The 17,087-nt window shown below is 70.6% G+C and carries 16 protein-coding genes; 5 read left to right on the top strand and 11 right to left on the bottom strand.

Features of this window, described 5'->3' with window-relative positions; genetic code table 11:
- Positions 1-45: 45 nt before the first annotated feature.
- A complete protein-coding gene (locus tag H9651_RS10625) occupies positions 46-723 on the bottom strand; it encodes a M23 family metallopeptidase (RefSeq protein ID WP_191719269.1) in 678 nt (225 codons plus the stop codon).
- Positions 724-899: 176 nt separating this feature from the next.
- On the opposite strand from H9651_RS10625, the gene H9651_RS10630 reads away from it, so the two are divergent.
- Positions 900-2,327, top strand: a complete 1,428-nt coding sequence (locus H9651_RS10630) for an FAD-dependent monooxygenase (protein ID WP_191719270.1) — start codon at positions 900-902, stop codon at positions 2,325-2,327.
- A 54-nt stretch (positions 2,328-2,381) separates the two neighbouring features.
- Here H9651_RS10630 and H9651_RS10635 read toward each other — a convergent pair whose 3' ends face one another.
- Positions 2,382-4,253: an alkyl/aryl-sulfatase gene (locus tag H9651_RS10635; protein WP_191719271.1), complete on the bottom strand. Its 1,872-nt coding sequence runs from the start codon at positions 4,251-4,253 to the stop codon at positions 2,382-2,384.
- Positions 4,254-4,494: 241 nt separating this feature from the next.
- Here H9651_RS10635 and H9651_RS10640 point away from each other — a divergent pair, with 241 nt between their 5' ends.
- A complete protein-coding gene (locus H9651_RS10640) occupies positions 4,495-5,898 on the top strand; it encodes an HNH endonuclease signature motif containing protein (RefSeq protein WP_191719272.1) in 1,404 nt (467 codons plus the stop codon).
- A 42-nt stretch (positions 5,899-5,940) separates the two neighbouring features.
- Here the strand turns inward: H9651_RS10640 and H9651_RS10645 are convergent, their stop codons facing one another.
- Both H9651_RS10645 and H9651_RS10650 read right to left on the bottom strand, forming a co-directional pair.
- Complete coding sequence (locus H9651_RS10645) at positions 5,941-6,495, bottom strand: GNAT family N-acetyltransferase (protein WP_191719273.1); 555 nt, start codon at positions 6,493-6,495, stop codon at positions 5,941-5,943.
- 39 nt (positions 6,496-6,534) lie between these two features.
- On the bottom strand, positions 6,535-6,831 hold the full coding sequence (locus H9651_RS10650) for a DUF1905 domain-containing protein (protein ID WP_191719274.1): 297 nt from the start codon (positions 6,829-6,831) through the stop codon (positions 6,535-6,537).
- A 117-nt stretch (positions 6,832-6,948) separates the two neighbouring features.
- On the opposite strand from H9651_RS10650, the gene H9651_RS10655 reads away from it, so the two are divergent.
- Positions 6,949-8,601 (top strand): ABC1 kinase family protein, encoded by a 1,653-nt coding sequence (locus H9651_RS10655; RefSeq protein ID WP_191719275.1) that lies wholly within the window; start codon positions 6,949-6,951, stop codon positions 8,599-8,601.
- A gap of 30 nt (positions 8,602-8,631) precedes the next feature.
- Here H9651_RS10655 and H9651_RS10660 read toward each other — a convergent pair whose 3' ends face one another.
- Together H9651_RS10660 and H9651_RS10665 are read right to left on the bottom strand one after the other, a co-directional pair.
- On the bottom strand, positions 8,632-9,453 hold the full coding sequence (locus H9651_RS10660) for a class II aldolase/adducin family protein (RefSeq protein WP_191719276.1): 822 nt from the start codon (positions 9,451-9,453) through the stop codon (positions 8,632-8,634).
- 245 nt (positions 9,454-9,698) lie between these two features.
- Positions 9,699-10,280 (bottom strand): isochorismatase family protein, encoded by a 582-nt coding sequence (locus H9651_RS10665; protein WP_191719277.1) that lies wholly within the window; start codon positions 10,278-10,280, stop codon positions 9,699-9,701.
- A 167-nt stretch (positions 10,281-10,447) separates the two neighbouring features.
- Between H9651_RS10665 and H9651_RS10670 the strand changes: the two genes are divergently transcribed.
- Positions 10,448-11,110: an SRPBCC domain-containing protein gene (locus H9651_RS10670; RefSeq protein WP_191719278.1), complete on the top strand. Its 663-nt coding sequence runs from the start codon at positions 10,448-10,450 to the stop codon at positions 11,108-11,110.
- A gap of 150 nt (positions 11,111-11,260) precedes the next feature.
- On the opposite strand, the gene H9651_RS10675 is transcribed toward H9651_RS10670, so the two are convergent.
- The 3 genes from H9651_RS10675 to H9651_RS10685 form a co-directional block, all read right to left on the bottom strand.
- Positions 11,261-11,869, bottom strand: a complete 609-nt coding sequence (locus H9651_RS10675; protein WP_191719279.1) for a CueP family metal-binding protein — start codon at positions 11,867-11,869, stop codon at positions 11,261-11,263.
- A 98-nt stretch (positions 11,870-11,967) separates the two neighbouring features.
- Complete coding sequence (locus H9651_RS10680; protein WP_191719280.1) at positions 11,968-12,402, bottom strand: DUF6153 family protein; 435 nt, start codon at positions 12,400-12,402, stop codon at positions 11,968-11,970.
- A gap of 32 nt (positions 12,403-12,434) precedes the next feature.
- Positions 12,435-13,211 carry a sulfite exporter TauE/SafE family protein gene (locus H9651_RS10685; protein WP_191719281.1) on the bottom strand — a complete coding sequence of 259 codons (777 nt, stop codon included), beginning with the start codon at positions 13,209-13,211 and terminating at the stop codon, positions 12,435-12,437.
- 406 nt (positions 13,212-13,617) lie between these two features.
- Between H9651_RS10685 and H9651_RS10690 the strand changes: the two genes are divergently transcribed.
- A complete protein-coding gene (locus tag H9651_RS10690; protein WP_191719282.1) occupies positions 13,618-14,100 on the top strand; it encodes an FBP domain-containing protein in 483 nt (160 codons plus the stop codon).
- A 141-nt stretch (positions 14,101-14,241) separates the two neighbouring features.
- Here the strand turns inward: H9651_RS10690 and H9651_RS10695 are convergent, their stop codons facing one another.
- Both H9651_RS10695 and H9651_RS10700 read right to left on the bottom strand, forming a co-directional pair.
- The gene (locus H9651_RS10695; protein ID WP_191719283.1) at positions 14,242-14,883 is read right to left on the bottom strand and encodes an acetoacetate decarboxylase family protein; all 642 of its coding nucleotides are present in this window, start codon (positions 14,881-14,883) and stop codon (positions 14,242-14,244) included.
- On the bottom strand, positions 14,880-17,075 hold the full coding sequence (locus tag H9651_RS10700) for a 3-hydroxyacyl-CoA dehydrogenase NAD-binding domain-containing protein (protein WP_191719284.1): 2,196 nt from the start codon (positions 17,073-17,075) through the stop codon (positions 14,880-14,882). Before H9651_RS10700 ends, H9651_RS10695 begins: the two co-directional genes overlap by 4 nt.
- Between the last annotated feature and the right edge of the window lie 12 nt (positions 17,076-17,087).

Below are 17,087 nucleotides of genomic sequence, written 5' to 3' on the forward strand. Positions count from 1 at the left end.
GAGCTCGCACGGGCGGGCCTGCTGTGACGACTTCCCGCGGCATCGTCATACCAGCGGACCGACGACGGCTCGCTCGTCGGGGATGCCCGCGCTCACGTCGCGGGTGACCCCGCGCTGTGGACCCCACTGCCGATACCGGGTGAACACGATCGGCACGCCGCGGGCCACGGCGAGGTCCACGCTGTCCATCGCCTGCACGTGCACGTGCGGCTGGGTCGAGTTGCCGGAGTTGCCGCACTCGCCGAGTGGGCTGCCGGCCCGCACGGTGTCACCCACGCCGACGCGCAGCGACGCGACGCGCAGGTGGACCAGGGCGACGAACATGCCGCCGGCGGCATCCTGCACGATCACATGGTTGCCGGCGACCGCGCCGATGCCCTGCCGCAGCCGCCCCGCCTGTCCGGCGGCGTACCCGAGCAGCGCGAACGGCGAGCGCCGTGCCTCGTGGTCGGGCTCGCCGTCGTGCACCGCCACGACGGTGCCGTCGACCGGGGAGACGATCATGCGACCGAACGCGACGAACCGTTCGGGCGACTCGGTCGCGAGAGCGGTGCGCCAGTCGCGCGTGGTCGCGGTGCTCCCCCGGTCATCGACGCCGACGAAGTCGATGGCATACCGCTGCCCGAGCACATCGACCCCGTGGCTCGGCACCCGGCGCGCGGGACTGTTCTGCACGAGCCAGCGGCCCGCGAAGGGCAGCGCAAGGGCGACCGACGACTCCATGGCGCCCCTCCCCGTCAGCGTGGCGCGCGGCACCGACGGCGACGCCCGAAAACGACGATGGCAGGGATCGTGCCCTGCCATGTCCAGGATATCGGGCGACCCGGGGCTTGCGGCAAGACCCCCGTCACGAGGGAGGATGGGCGGTCGCGGCGCGGGGTGCCGCGGAACGGGGCCACATGATCGACGTCGTCATCATCGGAGCAGGACCGACGGGCATGATGCTCGCCGCCGAGCTGCGCCTGCAGGGCGTGGATGTGCTCGTCATCGAGCGCGAGGCGCAGCCACACGGACAGGTGAGGGCGCTGGGGCTGCACGTGCGCACCATCGAGATCCTCGACCAGCGGGGTCTCGGCGACGCGCTGCAGGCGCACGGCACGCAGTACCGGGTGGGCGGCTTCTTCGGCGGCATCGACAAGCCGTGGCCCGACGACCTCGACACCGCGCACGGCTACGTTCTCGGCATCCCGCAGCCGGTCACCGAGCGACTGCTCACCGAGCACGCGCTCGCGCTGGGCGCGCAGGTCCGCCGCGCCACCGAGGCGGTCGGGATCGAGCAGGATGCCGGGGGCGTCACCGTGCGTCTGAGCGACGGCGCCGAGCTGCGCGCCCGGTACGTCGTGGGCTGCGACGGCGGCCGCAGCACGGTGCGCTCACTCGCGGGCATCGGCTTCGCGGGCGAGGCGGCGACGGCGGAGTGGCTGCTGGGCGAGGTCGAGCTCACCGCCGCACCCGACGAGGTGGCAGCCGTCGTCGCCCGGGCGCGACAGACCCAGCGCGGCTTCGGTGTCGGTCCCGCCGGCGAGGGTCGCTTCCGCGCCGTCGTGCCCGCGGCATCCGTCACCGAGGACCGCACCGAGCCGCCGGCGTTCGAGGAGTTCACGCGCCAGCTGCGCGCGCACGCCGGCACCGATTTCGGTGCCCACTCGCCCCGCTGGCTCTCGCGCTTCACCGACGCCACCCGCCTCGCCGATCACTACCGGGTGGGACGCGTGCTGCTGGCCGGCGACGCCGCGCACGTGCACCCGCCGCAGGGTGGGCAGGGGCTCAACCTCGGCATCCAGGACGCCGTCAACCTCGGGTTCAAGCTGGCCGCCGACATCGCCGGGTGGGCGCCGCCGGGCCTGCTCGACACGTACGAGGCCGAGCGGCGGCCGGTCGCCGACGACGTGCTCAACACCACGCGCGTGCAGAGCGAGCTGCAGTCCACCGCGCCGGGTCCGCGGGCCGTGCGCCGGCTGATCACCGAACTGATGGACCTCGACGGGGTCAACCGGTACCTCATCGAGAAGATCACCGGCATCGGCATCCGGTACGACCTCGGCCCCGGCTCGCACCTCGTCGGGCGTCGGCTGCGCGACGTGACGTTGCCCGGCGGGCGGCTCTACGAGCTCCTGCGCACCGGTCGCGGTCTGCTGCTCGATCAGACCGGTCGCCTGTCGACCGCGGGATGGGGCGAGCGCGTCGGCCATGTGGTGGCGACGAGTGACGAGGTGGATGCCGCGGGCGTGCTGCTGCGGCCCGACGGCTACGTGGCGTGGAGCGGGGACGACGCGACCGGCCTGCGGGAGGCGCTGGAGCGGTGGTTCGGGGCGCCGGTCGCGTGAGGCGCGCCGCGCGGTCGTTGCGAGAGGGGGCGGAGCGGCCGAGACGGAACGCGCCTAGGGAACGATGATCTCGAACGCCGGGTCCCCCTGGTCGAGGACTCCGAGGAGCCGGCTCAGCACGCTCATGTCGCCGGTGGCCTCGATGCCTTCGGAGTCGAGGTCGCCGCCGGCCAGCCGGATCAGCCGGGGCTTGGAGAGCACCAGGTGAAGCGGCGTACCGGCATCCGCCTGCTTCTCGACATAGACCAGCACGCCGTTGCGCACCGTCACGTGAAAGCTGCGGCCGAGGTCGGTGAGCGTGACGTCCATCGCGAGGTCCAGATCCCACGCCTTCGGACCATCGATGCGGATGGCGACGGCGTCGAAGAGCTGCTCCGGCGTGAGCTGCGCGAGGATCAGCGGTGCGCTGGTGAGCGCGGGGGTGCCGAAGTTGCCCTCGCGCAGCTCCGTCGCCCCGGAGAGGAAGAAGTTGCGCCAGGTGCCGTTCTCGGCACCGTACGCCAGTTGCTCGAGGGTGTCGGCATAGAGGGCGCGCGCGGCGGCGTGGTCGGGATCGGCGAAGACGGCGTGATCGAGTAGCGTCGCCGCCCACCGGAAATCGCCCTCGTCGAAGGCGACCTGCGCGAGTTCGATGACGCGATCCACCCCGCCGATCGCCGCGACGTAGCGTTCGGCGAGAGGCTGGGGCGGGTGCGGCCACAGCCGTGCCGGGTTGCCGTCGAACCACCCCATGTAGCGCTGGTAGATCGCCTTGACGTTGTGGCTGACCGAGCCGTAATAGCCGTGCGTGCTCCAAGATGCCTGGAGCGCCGGCGGCATCTCGAGCATCTCGGCGATCTCCGAGCCGGTGTAGCCCCGGTTGAGCAGACGCAGCGTCTGGTCGTGCAGATAGCCGTACAGATCCCGCTGGATGCCGAGGAACGCGCGGATCTCCTCGTTTCCCCAGGTGGGCCAGTGGTGCGATGCGAAGACGACCTCGACATCGCCGCCGAAGCGCTCGATCGCCTCGGTGAGGTACTGCGACCACACGTGCGGGTCACGCACCAGGGCCCCGCGCAGCGTCAGCAGGTTGTGCAGCGTGTGCGTGGCGTTCTCCGCCATGCACAGCGCCTTGTAGCGCGGGATGTGGAAGTGCATCTCCGACGGCGCTTCGGTGCCCGGCGCCATCTGGAACTCGAAATCCACCCCGTCGATCGTGTGGGTCTCGCCCGTCGTCATCACTTCGAGCGTCGGGGTGAGGATCGTCACCTCACCCGTGGAGGTCGTCTGCCCGAGTCCCGCACCCACCGCCCCGCGCGGGCCGCGAGCGAGTGCCGCACCGTACATGTAGCCGGCACGACGCCCCATCGCGGTCCCGGCGTAGACGTTCTCTGCGATGGCATGTTCGAGGAACCCCTCGGGCGCGATGATCTGCACCTTCTTCGCATCGACGTCGTGCTGCGTGACGATGCCGAGCACGCCGCCGAAGTGGTCGAGGTGACTGTGCGTGTAGATGACCGCGTGGATCTGCCGGTCGCCGCGGTGCCTCCGATACAGCCCGAACGCGGCAGCCGCGGTCTCGGTGGAGATCAACGGATCCACCACGATCACCCCGGTGTCGCCCTCGATGACCGACATCACCGAGAGATCGAGACCGCGCACCTGGTAAACGCCGGGGACCACTTCATAGAGGCCGTGCTTCGCGACGAGCTGCGACTGGCGCCAGAGGCTGGGGTTCACCGAGTCGGGCGCGTCCCCGTCGAGGAAGTCGTAGGCGGCGGCATCCCACACGACTTCGCCGTTGCGCCCGAGGATCTTGGGGTCATCCAGGGTTCCCAGGTACCCGCGATCCGCCGCGGCGAAGTCGCTCGTGTCCGCGAACGGCAGCGTGCGCCGGAGGCCTGCGTGCGCCGCGGGGATCGAAGGCTCGGGGTCGCGCTGGTGCATCGGGTTCCTTCGGTCGAGGACGGCATGGGAAGCATCGTGGATGCGGCGGTCGGGTTCAGTTTGGCGAGGCGCATTGCCGTTGTCGAGAGGGGTCGGTGGTCCCGTCGGGGCGACGGGGGCATTGGCCACGCTTCCTCCTCAGGCGGGCGTTCTACGAGTTCTCCACAGATTCGTCCTATTTCTCTCTTGGTCTGGGTTTTGCCTCGGTTCAATGTCGGAGGGGGGCGGCAGGATTGGGGGCATGAAGACCTCGTCGGTCAGCCCTCGCAGCGACACCCGGTCGCCGGGTGCGGTGCTGTCCGACCTCGCCGCGACGCGACGGCGCATGGCCGCTCTCCAGGCCGACGAACTGCAACTGCTGGCCCGGATGAATGCGATCGCGGCCGAGCAGACCGCCCGGGTGCCGTCGTCGGCGGGTCGGGAACGGGAGATGCCGTTGCGGGCGATCGCGGCCGAGGTCGGCGCCGTGCTGCAGCGATCCGACCGGGTGATGCAGGACCGCCTGCACCACGCCACGGTGCTGGTGACCGGGTTCGCGGCGACCGTCGGTGCGTTGCGGGCGGGGCGGATCGACATGGGGCATGTGCGGTTGATTCAGGATGCCGGGGCCCGCATCGACGACCCCGACGCCCGCGCCCGGTTCGAACAGGCCGCTCTGGTGGTGTGCGAGCGGGAAACCCCCGGGCGGGCGCGACCGATCGTCGCGATGATCGCCCAGAAACTGCACCCCGTCCCGCTCGAGGAACGCCACACCGATGCCGCCGCGGGCCGGCGGGTGTGGGTGCGGGACCTCGACGACGGGATGGCGGAACTCGCAGCCGTGCTGCCGGCGGTGCTGGCGTACGCGATCCGGGACCGGTTGACCGCGTACGCGCGGGAGATCACGACCGCGCGGCGGAAAGCGGCCGCGGAGGCGGTTCGGGAGGACGCGACGAGCGCGGACGGTGCGACCGACGCAGAAGCCGCGGGCTCTGACACCGCTGACCCCACCACACCCGACCCTGCCGAGGTCGTCGCGACCGACACCCGCACCATCGACCAGGTCCGCGCGGATGTCCTCACCGACCTGCTCCTCACCGGATGCGCGACCGCACCGGCCGCGACCGGTGCCATCGCCGACGGCGGCGCGATCACCGCCCAGGTGCAGGTCATCATCCCCCTCGACACCCTCACCGGCAACGGCACCGCACCCGCAGAACTGGTCGGTTACGGGCCCATCGACCCGGAAACCGCCCGCCGGCTCGCCGCGACCGCGGAACTGTGGGAACGGATCTTCGTCTCACCCACCACCGGCGCCGTGCAGTCGGTCGACACCTACCGGCCCAGCGCCGCGCAACGCCGACACCTCGACGCCCGCGATGAACACTGCCGATTCATCGGGTGTCGAAGACCCGCGAGGCATTGCGACCACGACCACACCCACGACGCCGCGCACGGCGGACCGACCGCGCTATGCAACCTCGCCAACCTCTGCACAAGGCACCACCCGATGAAACACGCCACCGCATGGTGCGTGATCCAGAAACTCCACGGCATCCTCGAATGGACCAGCCCCACCGGCCGGGTCTACCCCGACATCCCCCGACGCGTCCTCGAATTCACCGCCCTCGCCACCGCCGCCGCCTTCGACCCCGCCCCGTTCTAGTAGCCATCTGGTGAGGACCGTCTCGCCAGAAACCGTTCCGCTCTACAACGCGCTCAGGCTCAGCGCGGGTAGGGCCCCCGCACGCGCGGAGGCAGGAACCAAGTCGCCGGCAAGCCGAGCGTGCGTCTCCACGTCGTACCGATCGTTGCCGTAGCGGAGCTTCTGCCGCTCGATGCCCTCCACCCGGAAGCCGGCAGCGGTCGCCACGCGACATGAGGCCGGATTGTTCACCCGGTGTCCGAGCTCGAGCCGATACAGACCGCCCTCGAAGGCCCAGTCCGACACCGCCAGCAGCGCGGCCGTCGCGTATCCCTTACCGCGCGCAGCGGCCGAGAGCCAGTAAGAGACCCACGCCGTCTCGTGGCGATACTCGATCGCCGACGCACCGACGTTGCCGACGGCGACGCCGTCCTCGACGATGGCCCAGTTCTTCACGTGCGCGTCGAATCGCAGCGACTGCTCGATGAACGCTTCCGCGGTTGCCGCGCTCCTCAGATCGGCCCCGCTGAACTGAGGAGCGAGATCCGATGCGCTCTCCGCCGCCGCCAGCAATGCCACAGCATCCCGACCGTCCCAGGGACGAAGGACCACGCTCATCTGATCCATCCTTCCTCAGCGACCGCGCACGCCAGCCCCTCAGACATCGAGCAACCGCAGCCGCGCGGTGACCGGCCCGTGCTCGACGAGACCCTCCGCCTCACGCACGGCGCGCTTGAGCGGCAGCCAGTACCGCCCAGACGAATTCGGGAAGATCGACGTGCGCCACGTCGTCGCGCCGACAGTCGCCTCCACGCGCACCGACCCGAACCCCCGCGCGAAAGGTGCCGTGAGCTCGCGGATGTCTTCGCTCAGTTCCTCGGGCACATCGGCGAACAGCAACACCTCGGTTCGCGCCGCCCAGCGGAACACGACCGACTCGAACTCGATCTCCATGCCATCCACTCTCGCGCACCCCTGCGACGCCGGCATCCCACCGCCCGGCGCCGCTCCACCGGTGGCCGCGTCCATCTCGCCCTTGTCCGCACCGAGCACCCTCGGGATGATGGGGCCATGCAGCCGCCCCTCGGGAGATACCAGGAGATCGCCGACACCCTCGCCCGACACGGGCTCGGCTTCCTGGCCGGAGAGCTGGGCATCACAAGACGCATCGTCGCCCGACGCGGCACCGCCGCCGGCGGTGGCGCCGCCCCGCGACCATTGCCCAACGCGCCCGAGCGACTGCGCCTCGTGCTCGAGGACCTGGGCCCCACCTTCGTCAAGCTCGGCCAGCTGCTCTCGACCCGCCCCGACCTGCTGCCCCCGGCCTACATCACCGAGATGGCGAAGCTGCAGGATGCCGCTCCCCCGATCCCCCGAGACCAGGTGCGCGCGACGATCCGCGCCGAGCTCGGCGCCGAGCCCGAAGACCTCTTCGCCACGTTCGAGTGGACGCCCATGGCATCCGCATCGATCGGGCAGGCGCACACCGCGACCCTCGCCGACGGCACCGCCGTGGTGGTCAAGGTGCGCCGCCCCGACGTCGTGCGACAGGTGCAGGAAGACCTCGACATCCTCAGCAACATCGCCACCCGCGCGGCACGCGTGTGGGAGACCGCGCGCACCTATGACATCCCCGGCATCATGCGCGAGTTCGGCGACACGCTGCGCGCAGAGCTGGACTACCTGCGCGAGGCCCGCAACGCCGAACGCTTCGCCGCCAACTTCGCCGACCGGCCCGATGTCATCATCCCGCGGGTCTACTGGGACACCACCACCTCGCGCGTGCTCACGCTCGAACGCATGACCGGCATCAAGGTCAGCGACCGTGACGCACTGGATGCCGCGGGCCTGGACCCCCGCCAGATCGCGGTGGCCGGGGCGAACATCGTGCTGACGATGATCTTCGACGACCGGTTCTTCCACGCCGATCTGCACCCCGGCAACCTGTTCATCCACCCGCATGGCCGCGTCGCACTGATCGACTTCGGCATGGTGGGCGAGATCAGCGAAGAACTCAGCGACAAACTCGCCGGCGTCTTCATCGCCTCGGCCACCCGCAACACCGACGCGCTCGCGAGCGCCCTCATCGACCTTTCCATCGCGCAGACCTCCATCGACCGGCGCGCGCTGCGCGCCTCGCTGTCGTCGCTGTTCGCGCAGTACTCCGACCGGGCCCTGGGCGACATCCACTTCACCCGGCTCGCCACCGACCTGCTGCGCGTGCTGCGCGAACACCGACTGCAGCTGCCGCAGGAGATCTCGCTGGTCGTGCGGGCGTTGCTCGTGACCGAGGGCGTGGGCGTGCAGCTCGACCCGCGCTTCGAACTCAACTCCGTGATCACGCCGTTCGCGCGGCGCCTCATCCGCGAGAGGTTCTCGCCGGCGGCGATCGCCAAACGGGTGGGCCGAGCGTCGATCGATGCCGGTTCGCTGTTGCTCGAGCTGCCCACGCGGCTGCGCCGGCTCACCGAGGTCATGGACCAGAGCGGCATCGAGGTGCACTTGCGCGCGGCCGAACTCGATCCGCTCATGGGGCGCGCCGAGCGCATCGGCAACCGCCTCGTGGCGGGCGTCATCACCGCCGCCCTCATCAACGCGCTGGGTCAGGTGATCTCCCGCGACAGCCGACTGCGCACCTGGAAGAGCGCGCTGACGAGCGCCGGCCTCACCGCCTTCACGACGCTCAGCGGCTACCTGCTCTGGACGGCCCGACGGCACCGCTGACGATCCGCGGCGCCGTCGGACCCGGGGTCGTCAGGCGATCCAGGGCGAGGTGACTCCGAAGGCCTGCGCCACGGCGCGGATCTCCTCCAGGCTGAGCCCCTCGGCCTGGCCGCCGCCGGTGAGGTTCATGTACTCGTACTTCGCACCGGTCTCGGCGTACTCCACACGGTCGACTGCGCGCGTGGCGGAGAGGTCGGAACGCGCCATCACACCGTGCTTGCTCCACAGCACGATCTCGAAGTCGCGGAGCCCCTTCACGTTGGCATCCATCAGCTCGGCAGAGCCCGGGACCATGAACTCCAGCACCCCGATGCCACCGGGCAGCGCCACGATCGACTCCGGCTCCCAGCGCAGGATGCGGCGGTTCATCGTCTCGTTGTCGCGGTACTGCGGAACGTGACTGAGGTAGGTCAGGTGCGGCGGCTGCGCGTGCACGACCGCGTGGAACGGCAGGTTGCGCCGACCGACCTGGTCGTCGTGCACCGCGAGGTGGGAGTTGAACTCGCTCGTGAGCTTCTCGAACTGGCGCTGGGGCGACGTGAGCATCTCGGCGTGGATGCCGTCGGGCTCGACGATCACCGCGGCGATCGCCGCGACGGGGTTGTCGGCGATCTGACGCAGCCGCCGGCCCGACCCTGTGACCAGCAGCGTGCGGCCCGCGAGCGCGGGTGCCGCCAGCGGCAGTTCGATGCGCTCGGAGATCGGGAACACCTGGCGCACGCGGGGCAGTTCATCCAGGCACAGCGAGATGTTGCCCGCTCCGGCCTCACTCGCGTCGATCTCGCAGATGCGGTGACCGGCGGCCCCCATGTTCGCGAGGTACTGCTCGATGGTCGGGCGATCGGTGGTCATGGAGACTCCTTGAGTGCGGTTCGTGATGAATCGTTTCAATCCTATGAGTGGTCAGACCACGGAGTCAAGACTTCGCGGGTGTCCCTGCTCGACAAGGGGCAACCGGCCTCTCGCCGGCGCCGCCGAAACGCGGACATCTGCCCAAACGAGGGTCGCTGGCATCCAGGCATCCGCATCTCGGCAGATCTCCGCATCCGGGCAACGGTGTAGCAGGTGCGAAGGCCCGAACGCGCGAAGGTGCAGTCTCAGGAACCGACGGCGGTGACCGCGGTGCGCTCGGCGGTCGTCACGATGCGTGCGAACTCCCGTGCACCGAGGATGCTCTCGGTGCGGCGCATGATGTCCTCCCCCGACACCGCTCCATAGCCCTCACCGGCGGTGATGGCCGACGTCGTCGTGGCATCCGTCACGAACTCCACGGCGAAACCGAGGTCGCTCGCCACGCGCGCCGTGGTTTCACAGCACTGCTCGGTGCGGATGCCGCAGATCACGACCCGCTCGACGCCGTGGTCGACGAGTTGACGCTGCAGATCAGTCGAGGCGAAGGCGTTGACCGTCGTCTTGGTCACCCGCAGTTCGTGCGGCCGCGGTTCGAACTCGGACACGACCCGCACGAACCCGTTGTCGGGGTCGAAGACGCCGCCGGTGCCCGGTTCGGAATGCGTCACCCAGACGACCACGCCACCGTTGATCCGGGCCCGCTCGACGAGCAGGGCGATGTTCTCGAGCACGCGCGGGTTGGCGGTCGCTGCCCAGTCGTCGGTTCGCTGACGAAAGGACTCCTGCGCGTCGATGACGAGCAGGGCGGTGCGCGGGGTCTGTGTCATACCGGCATCCTCACCCACGCCGCCGGGCCGCGGCCAGCGGCGAAGCGGCCACCATCCGCAGCATTCCGGCCAGGCGCATCACCACGGCATCGTCTTTCACGCTTGACTGGCCTCAGCACGGTTCTCCCGCGGCCCGCCGGCCGCACATCGCACAACGAGGAGTGAGCATGGTCGACGTACAGGCACAGATCGACGCCGTGACGCGCGCAATGCGCACCGAGCAGATCGACGGAGCACGATCGTACGTCCAGGTGATCGCGCAGGACTACCCCGTCGGCATCGACGAGGTGTGGAATGCCACCACGACCGAGCGCATCGCGCGCTGGTTCCTGCCCGTCACCGGCGACCTGCACGTCGGCGGCCGCTACCAGTTGACGGGCAACGCGGGCGGTGAGGTGCTCTCGTGCGCGCCGCCTTCGGGTGGCACCGCCGGCTTCCGCGCCACGTGGGAGTTCGGCGGCAGCATCTCGTGGATCACCGTGCGCCTCACCTCGCTCGCGCCGGACCGTACCCGGCTCGAACTCGAGCACACCTCCCGCGTCGACGACATCCCGGTGGAGATGTGGCAGACATACGGACCGGGCGCCACCGGTGTCGGCTGGGATCACGGCCTGCTGGGGCTCGCGCTGCACCTCGGCGCGCTCGAGGGGCAGGTCTCGCCTGCAGCGGCGCAGGAGTGGTCGCTCTCGCCGGAGGGCACCGCCTTCGCGCGGGCCGCCGCCGACCGCTGGTCCGATGTGCACGTCGCCGCAGGCGCCGACCGGGAACAGGCCGCGCATGCCGCCGACGCGACCTTCGGCTTCTACACCGGACACGCGCCCGACGCCTGACGCAGCCCTCACCGCACGTCACCGGGGCAAAGAAGAAGCCCCGACCGTTACCACGCGGCCGGGGCGAGACGAATGAGAGTTCGCCTATCGAGGACAAGCTTACCCTGCCGAGAGCCGAGGGCGCGCCACGCGCCCTCGGCCCGGCAGCGGTCAGCTCAGTTGCATCGTCGTGATGCAGGTGGCGTCGTCGGCCTTCGCGGTCGAGATGGCGGTGGTCGCAGACCGACCTTCGGCGGAGATCGTGAGCGTTGCCTGGATGCCGCGCGGCAGCCATACACCGACGAAGCCGTTGTCGAACGTGTTCCGCGACTCCGACACGAGCACGGCGCCGGTGGCGTCGTCGACGACGGCGATCTCCACCGCAGTGTTGCGCAGCTCCCCCACGCACGTGGTGAGGCTGTGGAAATAGCAGTCGTGTGTCTGCGCGACGTAGGGGGCGATCGAAAGGTATGTCTCGTCCGCCGGCATCGGCACGCTGATCTGACGGTCCTGGTCGTCCGTGACGATCAGCTCGTCGGGGCGCACCGACGCGAGGAGATCGTCGGGTCGTTCGTCGATGGGCATCGCGTCGAGCCGCTCGATGATGCCGGCGGCATCCAGTCCGTTCAGGTCGTGCTCCGTCAGCACCTGCTGCTCGAGGGTGGGCGGCGCGGCGGCGGGCGTTGCTGCGGCGCAGCCGGCCAGCACGATCGCCGCAGCGGCGAGCGCGGCCCCGACGGCGAGCGCGCGGCGGGGACGGGTGAAGTGGGTCGTGGTCATGTCAGTTGTTCGCTTTCGTCATTCGAAGGAGGAAGCGCGCTCATCGGCGCGATGATGCGAGGGGACGGCGGCGCGGCGCGCTGCGGTCCCACCTCTCCTCACGTGCGGCTGATGCAGAGGGCGTGAAGCGACAGTGACGCGGCGAGCCGGCGGGCGGCGGGGCGACCCCGTGCGGTGCCCCGGCGCGGCATCCGCAGTCCCGCGCCCTGCAGCCCCGGGGCGATCACGAACAGCACGATGAGCAGAGCGATCACGCAGGACATCGCCATGCCCACATGCCCGTCGGGGCCGCATTCCGCGCACCCGGCGGCATGCGGCACGGGCGCGGGCGCGGCGAGCGGCACGTCGTGGTGCCCGGTCATCGACATCGACATATCCGACGACGGCTGCGCGTCCGCGCCGCCGTTCAGATTGAGGGTGTGCATCGCCAGCAGCCCGACGATCACGGCGATGGCGGTCAACGCGCTGATCGCCGCCACCCGGAACACCGCAGGTCGGCGGCGGCGGACCTCCGCGGCGACGACCGATGCCATGCCCCTCAGTCTACGAACGTCGCCGCCCGCGCTCAGCCGGCATCCACCAGCAGCGCGACGAACACGGCAAGCCCGAAGATCACGACCGACCAGCGCAGCAGCGGCACCGGCAGCCGACGCCCGATCGCGGCGCCCAGCCAACCGCCCAGCAGGCCCGAGACCGCCATGATGCCTGCGGCCGGCCACGACACGTCGGCGAAGATCGCGAAGAACACCAGCGACACCGCGCTCGCGACCACCGACAGCACGCTCTTGAGCGCGTTGAGCCGCTGCAGCGATTCGCGCAGCGCCACCCCGAGGACGCCCAGCATCATGATGCCGAGGCCGGCGTTGAAATACCCGCCGTACACCGCGACTCCGAGTTGCCCCGCGCCCGCCCAGCGCAGCCGCTCGGTGCGTGGGGTGGATGCCGCGCCGCGCTCGGTGCGGCGGGCGACCAGCGCGCTCAGGTACGGCTGCGCGGCGAGGAGGAGCGTCGAGGCGAGCACGAGCCACGGCACCACGGCGGTGAACGTGCCCTCGTCGCCCAGCAGGAGCAGGGTCGAGCCGACGAGGGCACCGACGACCGTGATGACACTCAGCACGATGATGCGGCGGCGTTGGCCCGACAGCTCGCGACGATATCCCCACGCTCCGCCGACATAGCCGGGGAGCGCCGCCACCGTGTTGGTCACGTTCGCGATCACCGGCGGGTAGCCGAGGGCGAGCAGGGCCGGGAAGGTGACGAGAGAGCCGCCGCCGGCGATCGCATTGATCGCACCGGCCGCCGTTCCCGCGAGAGCCAAGAGCACGATCGCGCCCCAGTCCATCCGACACCTCCTGAGCCTCACCCGGAACCTCCACTCAAGCAGATGCCGCATGCGGCACCTATTCGCGGTCGGCCCGTGAACGACCTCCCGCGATGCGTCGCCGAACCGAGGGGATCCGCCCAAACGAGGACCACCGGCCCTGAGGCATCCGCATCTCGGCAGATCTCCTCATCTGGGCGACGGAGTCCCCGCTGGGGCACCCCTCGTCGACACCGGCCCTTCGGTTGACTCACCGTTGTAGGCTCGTCTGGTGAGCTTCCAGGAGGTGGTCGGCGCCCGTATCGCCGGCATCAGGGCGTGATACCCCGGTCGTTTCGTTCGACGCGACCGAAATCACCCACCCCTGCACACCTTCGCCCGTGCGGCGCGCCACCACGCGCCCGGGCGATCACCGAAAGAGATCACCATGCTCCGCATTACGGAGAAGACCCTCCGCGCATCGTTCGTCAACGCCTCCCGCAAAGAGGTCAGCGACCTCACCCTTCCCACAGGATTCGAGACGCTGGACTGGGATCAACTGGACTACCTCGGTTGGCGGGACCCGAAGATGGGTCGGCGGGCATATGCCGTGGTGCCGTCGCTCGACGGCGAGCTCATCGGCATCCTGCTCCAGCAGGCCACGGCATCGCCGCGGGCACGCGCACAGTGCGCGTGGTGCAGCGACGTCACGCTGCCCAACAGTGTGGTGTTCTACAGCGCCAGGCGCTCGGGCAAGGCCGGACGCAACGGCAACACCGTCGGCACGCTCGTGTGCGAAGAGTTCCAATGCTCGCGGAACGTGCGCAGGACTCCCCCGCTCGCTTACGAGGGATACGACGTCGAAGCCGCCCGCCAACGGCGGATCGAGGACCTGCAGCTTCGCATCGCCTCATTCGCCGCGGAGGTCTAACGGCAGACATCGGCCGGCCGGCGTCAGCAGCAGCCGCAGCGACGAGCGACCCCGCCCCACCGGGAACGGCGACGGGGAGCTCAGAGAGCCAGGTTCGGCTCCAAGAGCGCGCCCGATGCCCTGCTGGGCTACTTCTCAACCTCAGCGCTGCAGGTTCACCCCGAACACGACCGCGGCGTCCGTGATCGCCGCACTCAGCACCGGGCGGCGTCCCTGCAGCCACGAGAGCGACGAGCCGAACGTCCACCGCGTGCGGGCTGCGTGCACGCGCCCCCGGATCGAATTCCTCGAGCGGATGGATGCCGCGCCCCGGCGCTGCAGGGTCGGCAGCGGCAGCGTCCAGACACCGGGCATCCGCAAACCGGCATGCGCACGGGTCTCGGCGAGGATCGCGCGGGTGTCGGTGCGGTAGAGCGCACGCAGGTCGCGGCCCGACGCCTCGCGGCGCGCCGTCATGAGCAGCTTCGGAATGCCCCACAGCGCCCGGCCTCCCGCCTGCGACGCCTCGGAGGTCACCCAGATCTGTGGGATGTTCACCGACAGGCGCCCGCGGTGCATCACCGGCAGCGCGACGAGGAGCTCGTCGTAGGCGAGCATGCCCGAGGGCGCGTACCGCACCGCGGCGACCCCGACCACCGCGCGCCCCGCCACCGTGAGCGGCCGCGCGCCCGCCGGGATCTGCGCCAGCACATCGGCCGGGAGATCCCGCACCGGCACGGTGAAGACGCCGACCGCGAAGTCGCCCTTCAGATGCCACGGTTCGGGCGGATAGGAGGTGCTCACCGGTAGGTCGTCCCGGTCTCGGCCTTGTGCGCCAGCGACGCCGGCGGCGCGAAGTGGTCGCCGTACCGTTCGGCGAGCTCACGCGCCCGGCGCGCGAACGCGGCCGGGCCGAGGGAGCCGTCGGCGGCCTCGTAGCCGTCGACGTGCTGCAGCGCGCCGCCCAGCAGCGGGGGGAATCCGATGCCCAGGATCGACCCGACGTTGGCATCGGGCACGGTGCGCAGCACCCCCTCGTCCCACACCCGGATCGTCTCGAGGCTCATCGCGAACGTGAGGCGCTCCTCCACGTCGGCGAGCGGCATCTCCACATCGCCGCCGAAGAGGTCGGCCAGACCCGGCCAGAGCTGCTTGCGCCCGTCGGCGGGGTAGTCGTAGAAGCCCGCTCCCGCGTTCTTGCCGTGACGGTCGCGCGCGATCAGCGCGTCGAGCACACGCATCGCCGGCGAGGACTCGTACGGCGTGCCGGCGTCGGCGGCGAGGCGCTCCGCCTCGCGCTCGATCTTCTGCGGGAGATCCAGCGAGACCTCGTCGAGCATCGCGAGCGGCTGACCGGGGAAGCCGGCGAGCGACGCCGCGCGCTCGATCACGACCGGGTCCACTCCCTCCCCCACCATGCGCGCCGCTTCCATCACGAGCGATCCGAACACCCGGCTGGTGAAGAAGCCCCGGCGGTCGTTCACGACGATCGGTGTCTTGCGCAGCTGCACGGCGAGATCGAACGCGCGCGCCAGGGCCTCGTCGCTCGTCTGGTCGCCGACGATGATCTCGATGAGCGGCATCTTCTCGACCGGGCTGAAGAAGTGGATGCCGATGACATCGCTGCCGCGCGCCACCCCCTGCGCCAGCAGGCTGATCGGGAGGGTGGAGGTGTTCGAGCCCAGCAGCGCGTCCGGAAGCACGGATGCCTCGGCCTCGGCCAGCACCTCGTGCTTCAGCGCGACCGACTCGAACACCGCCTCGACCACCGCGTCACAGCCGGCGAGGTCTGCGGGGTCGGCCGTGGCGGTGATCCGCTCCAGCGTCTCGTCCCGCTGCGCAGGGGTGACGCGGCCTTTGGCCACGAGCCCATCCAACACCGCGGCGGCATGCGCGCGGCCGCGGGCCGCGGCATCCGTCGTCACGTCCTTCAGGACCACGTCGATGCCGGCGCGCGCGGCGGTGTAGGCGATGCCGGCGCCCATCATCCCGGCGCCGAGCACCGCCAGCCGTGTGACCGGGCGGGGCGGGATGCCGGCCGGGCGCGAGGCGCCGCTGGCGATCGCCTGCATGTCGAAGAAGAACGCCTGCGTCATGTTGCGGAACTGCTGACCGGTGGCCAGGTGCACGAAGTAGCGGGATTCGATGCGGGAGGCGGTGGCGAAGTCGACCTGCGCGCCTTCGACGGCGGCGGCGAGGATCGCCCGGGGAGCGCGGTAGCGGGCGCCCTTGAGCGTGGCGCGCAGCGTGGCGGGGAACGCGGGGAGCATCGCGGCGAGCGCGGGCGTCTGCGGCGTGCCGCCGGGCATGCGGTAGCCCTTGCGATCCCAAGGCTGTGTCGCGGCATCCGGATCGTCCTGGTGCGCATCGATCCACGCGATCGCTGCCGGCAGCAGGGCATCTCGATCGGCCACGAGCTCGTCCACGAGCCCGGCCGCCTGCGCCTGCGCGGGACGGAACCGCCGCCCTTCCAGCAGCACGGCGGTGAGGGCGGCCTGCAGCCCGAGCATGCGGACGGTCCTGGTCACACCGCCGCCGCCGGGGAGCAGCCCGAGGGTGACTTCGGGCAGGCCCAGGTCGTAGCGAGCGTCCACGGCGATGCGGTGATGGGTCGCCAGGGCGATCTCGAACCCGCCGCCCAGCGCCGCACCCCCGATCGCGGCGACCACCGGGCGACCGAGCGTCTCGAGGCGCCGGAGCGCCGCTTTGATGCCCTCGATCTCTTCGAAGAGCGCCGCGCCGCCGTCTGGTCCGGTCGCCATCAGCGCCACGAGGTCGCCGCCGGCGAAGAACGTCTTCTTGGCACTGGAGATCACCACACCGCGAACGGCGGTCGGATCGTCGGCGATCGCAGTGGCGACCTGCTCGACGGCATCGGTCATGGCGGCACGGAACGCGTCGTTCATCGTGTTCGCCGAATGGGTGGGGTCATCGAGCACGAGGTGCGCGACGCCGTCCTGGAGCGAGTAGCGCACCGCGGGCGCAAGAGCTGTCATGGTGTTCCTTTT

This window comes from Microbacterium pullorum (assembly GCF_014836535.1).
Taxonomy (GTDB): Bacteria; Actinomycetota; Actinomycetes; order Actinomycetales; family Microbacteriaceae; genus Microbacterium; species Microbacterium pullorum.

What these genes read in the sequence shown, in the direction of transcription:
- H9651_RS10680 (WP_191719280.1), bottom strand. Translation starts at nt 12,402, where the DNA reads ATGGCATCGGTCGTCGCCGCGGAGGTCCGCCGCCGCCGACCTGCGGTG.
- H9651_RS10655 (WP_191719275.1), top strand. Translation starts at nt 6,949, where the DNA reads ATGCAGCCGCCCCTCGGGAGATACCAGGAGATCGCCGACACCCTCGCC.
- H9651_RS10700 (WP_191719284.1), bottom strand. Translation starts at nt 17,075, where the DNA reads ATGACAGCTCTTGCGCCCGCGGTGCGCTACTCGCTCCAGGACGGCGTC.
- H9651_RS10660 (WP_191719276.1), bottom strand. Translation starts at nt 9,453, where the DNA reads ATGACCACCGATCGCCCGACCATCGAGCAGTACCTCGCGAACATGGGG.
- H9651_RS10675 (WP_191719279.1), bottom strand. Translation starts at nt 11,869, where the DNA reads ATGACCACGACCCACTTCACCCGTCCCCGCCGCGCGCTCGCCGTCGGG.
- H9651_RS10630 (WP_191719270.1), top strand. Translation starts at nt 900, where the DNA reads ATGATCGACGTCGTCATCATCGGAGCAGGACCGACGGGCATGATGCTC.
- H9651_RS10690 (WP_191719282.1), top strand. Translation starts at nt 13,618, where the DNA reads ATGCTCCGCATTACGGAGAAGACCCTCCGCGCATCGTTCGTCAACGCC.
- H9651_RS10665 (WP_191719277.1), bottom strand. Translation starts at nt 10,280, where the DNA reads ATGACACAGACCCCGCGCACCGCCCTGCTCGTCATCGACGCGCAGGAG.
- H9651_RS10650 (WP_191719274.1), bottom strand. Translation starts at nt 6,831, where the DNA reads ATGGAGATCGAGTTCGAGTCGGTCGTGTTCCGCTGGGCGGCGCGAACC.
- H9651_RS10670 (WP_191719278.1), top strand. Translation starts at nt 10,448, where the DNA reads ATGGTCGACGTACAGGCACAGATCGACGCCGTGACGCGCGCAATGCGC.
- H9651_RS10645 (WP_191719273.1), bottom strand. Translation starts at nt 6,495, where the DNA reads ATGAGCGTGGTCCTTCGTCCCTGGGACGGTCGGGATGCTGTGGCATTG.
- H9651_RS10640 (WP_191719272.1), top strand. Translation starts at nt 4,495, where the DNA reads ATGAAGACCTCGTCGGTCAGCCCTCGCAGCGACACCCGGTCGCCGGGT.
- H9651_RS10625 (WP_191719269.1), bottom strand. Translation starts at nt 723, where the DNA reads ATGGAGTCGTCGGTCGCCCTTGCGCTGCCCTTCGCGGGCCGCTGGCTC.
- H9651_RS10635 (WP_191719271.1), bottom strand. Translation starts at nt 4,253, where the DNA reads ATGCACCAGCGCGACCCCGAGCCTTCGATCCCCGCGGCGCACGCAGGC.
- H9651_RS10685 (WP_191719281.1), bottom strand. Translation starts at nt 13,211, where the DNA reads ATGGACTGGGGCGCGATCGTGCTCTTGGCTCTCGCGGGAACGGCGGCC.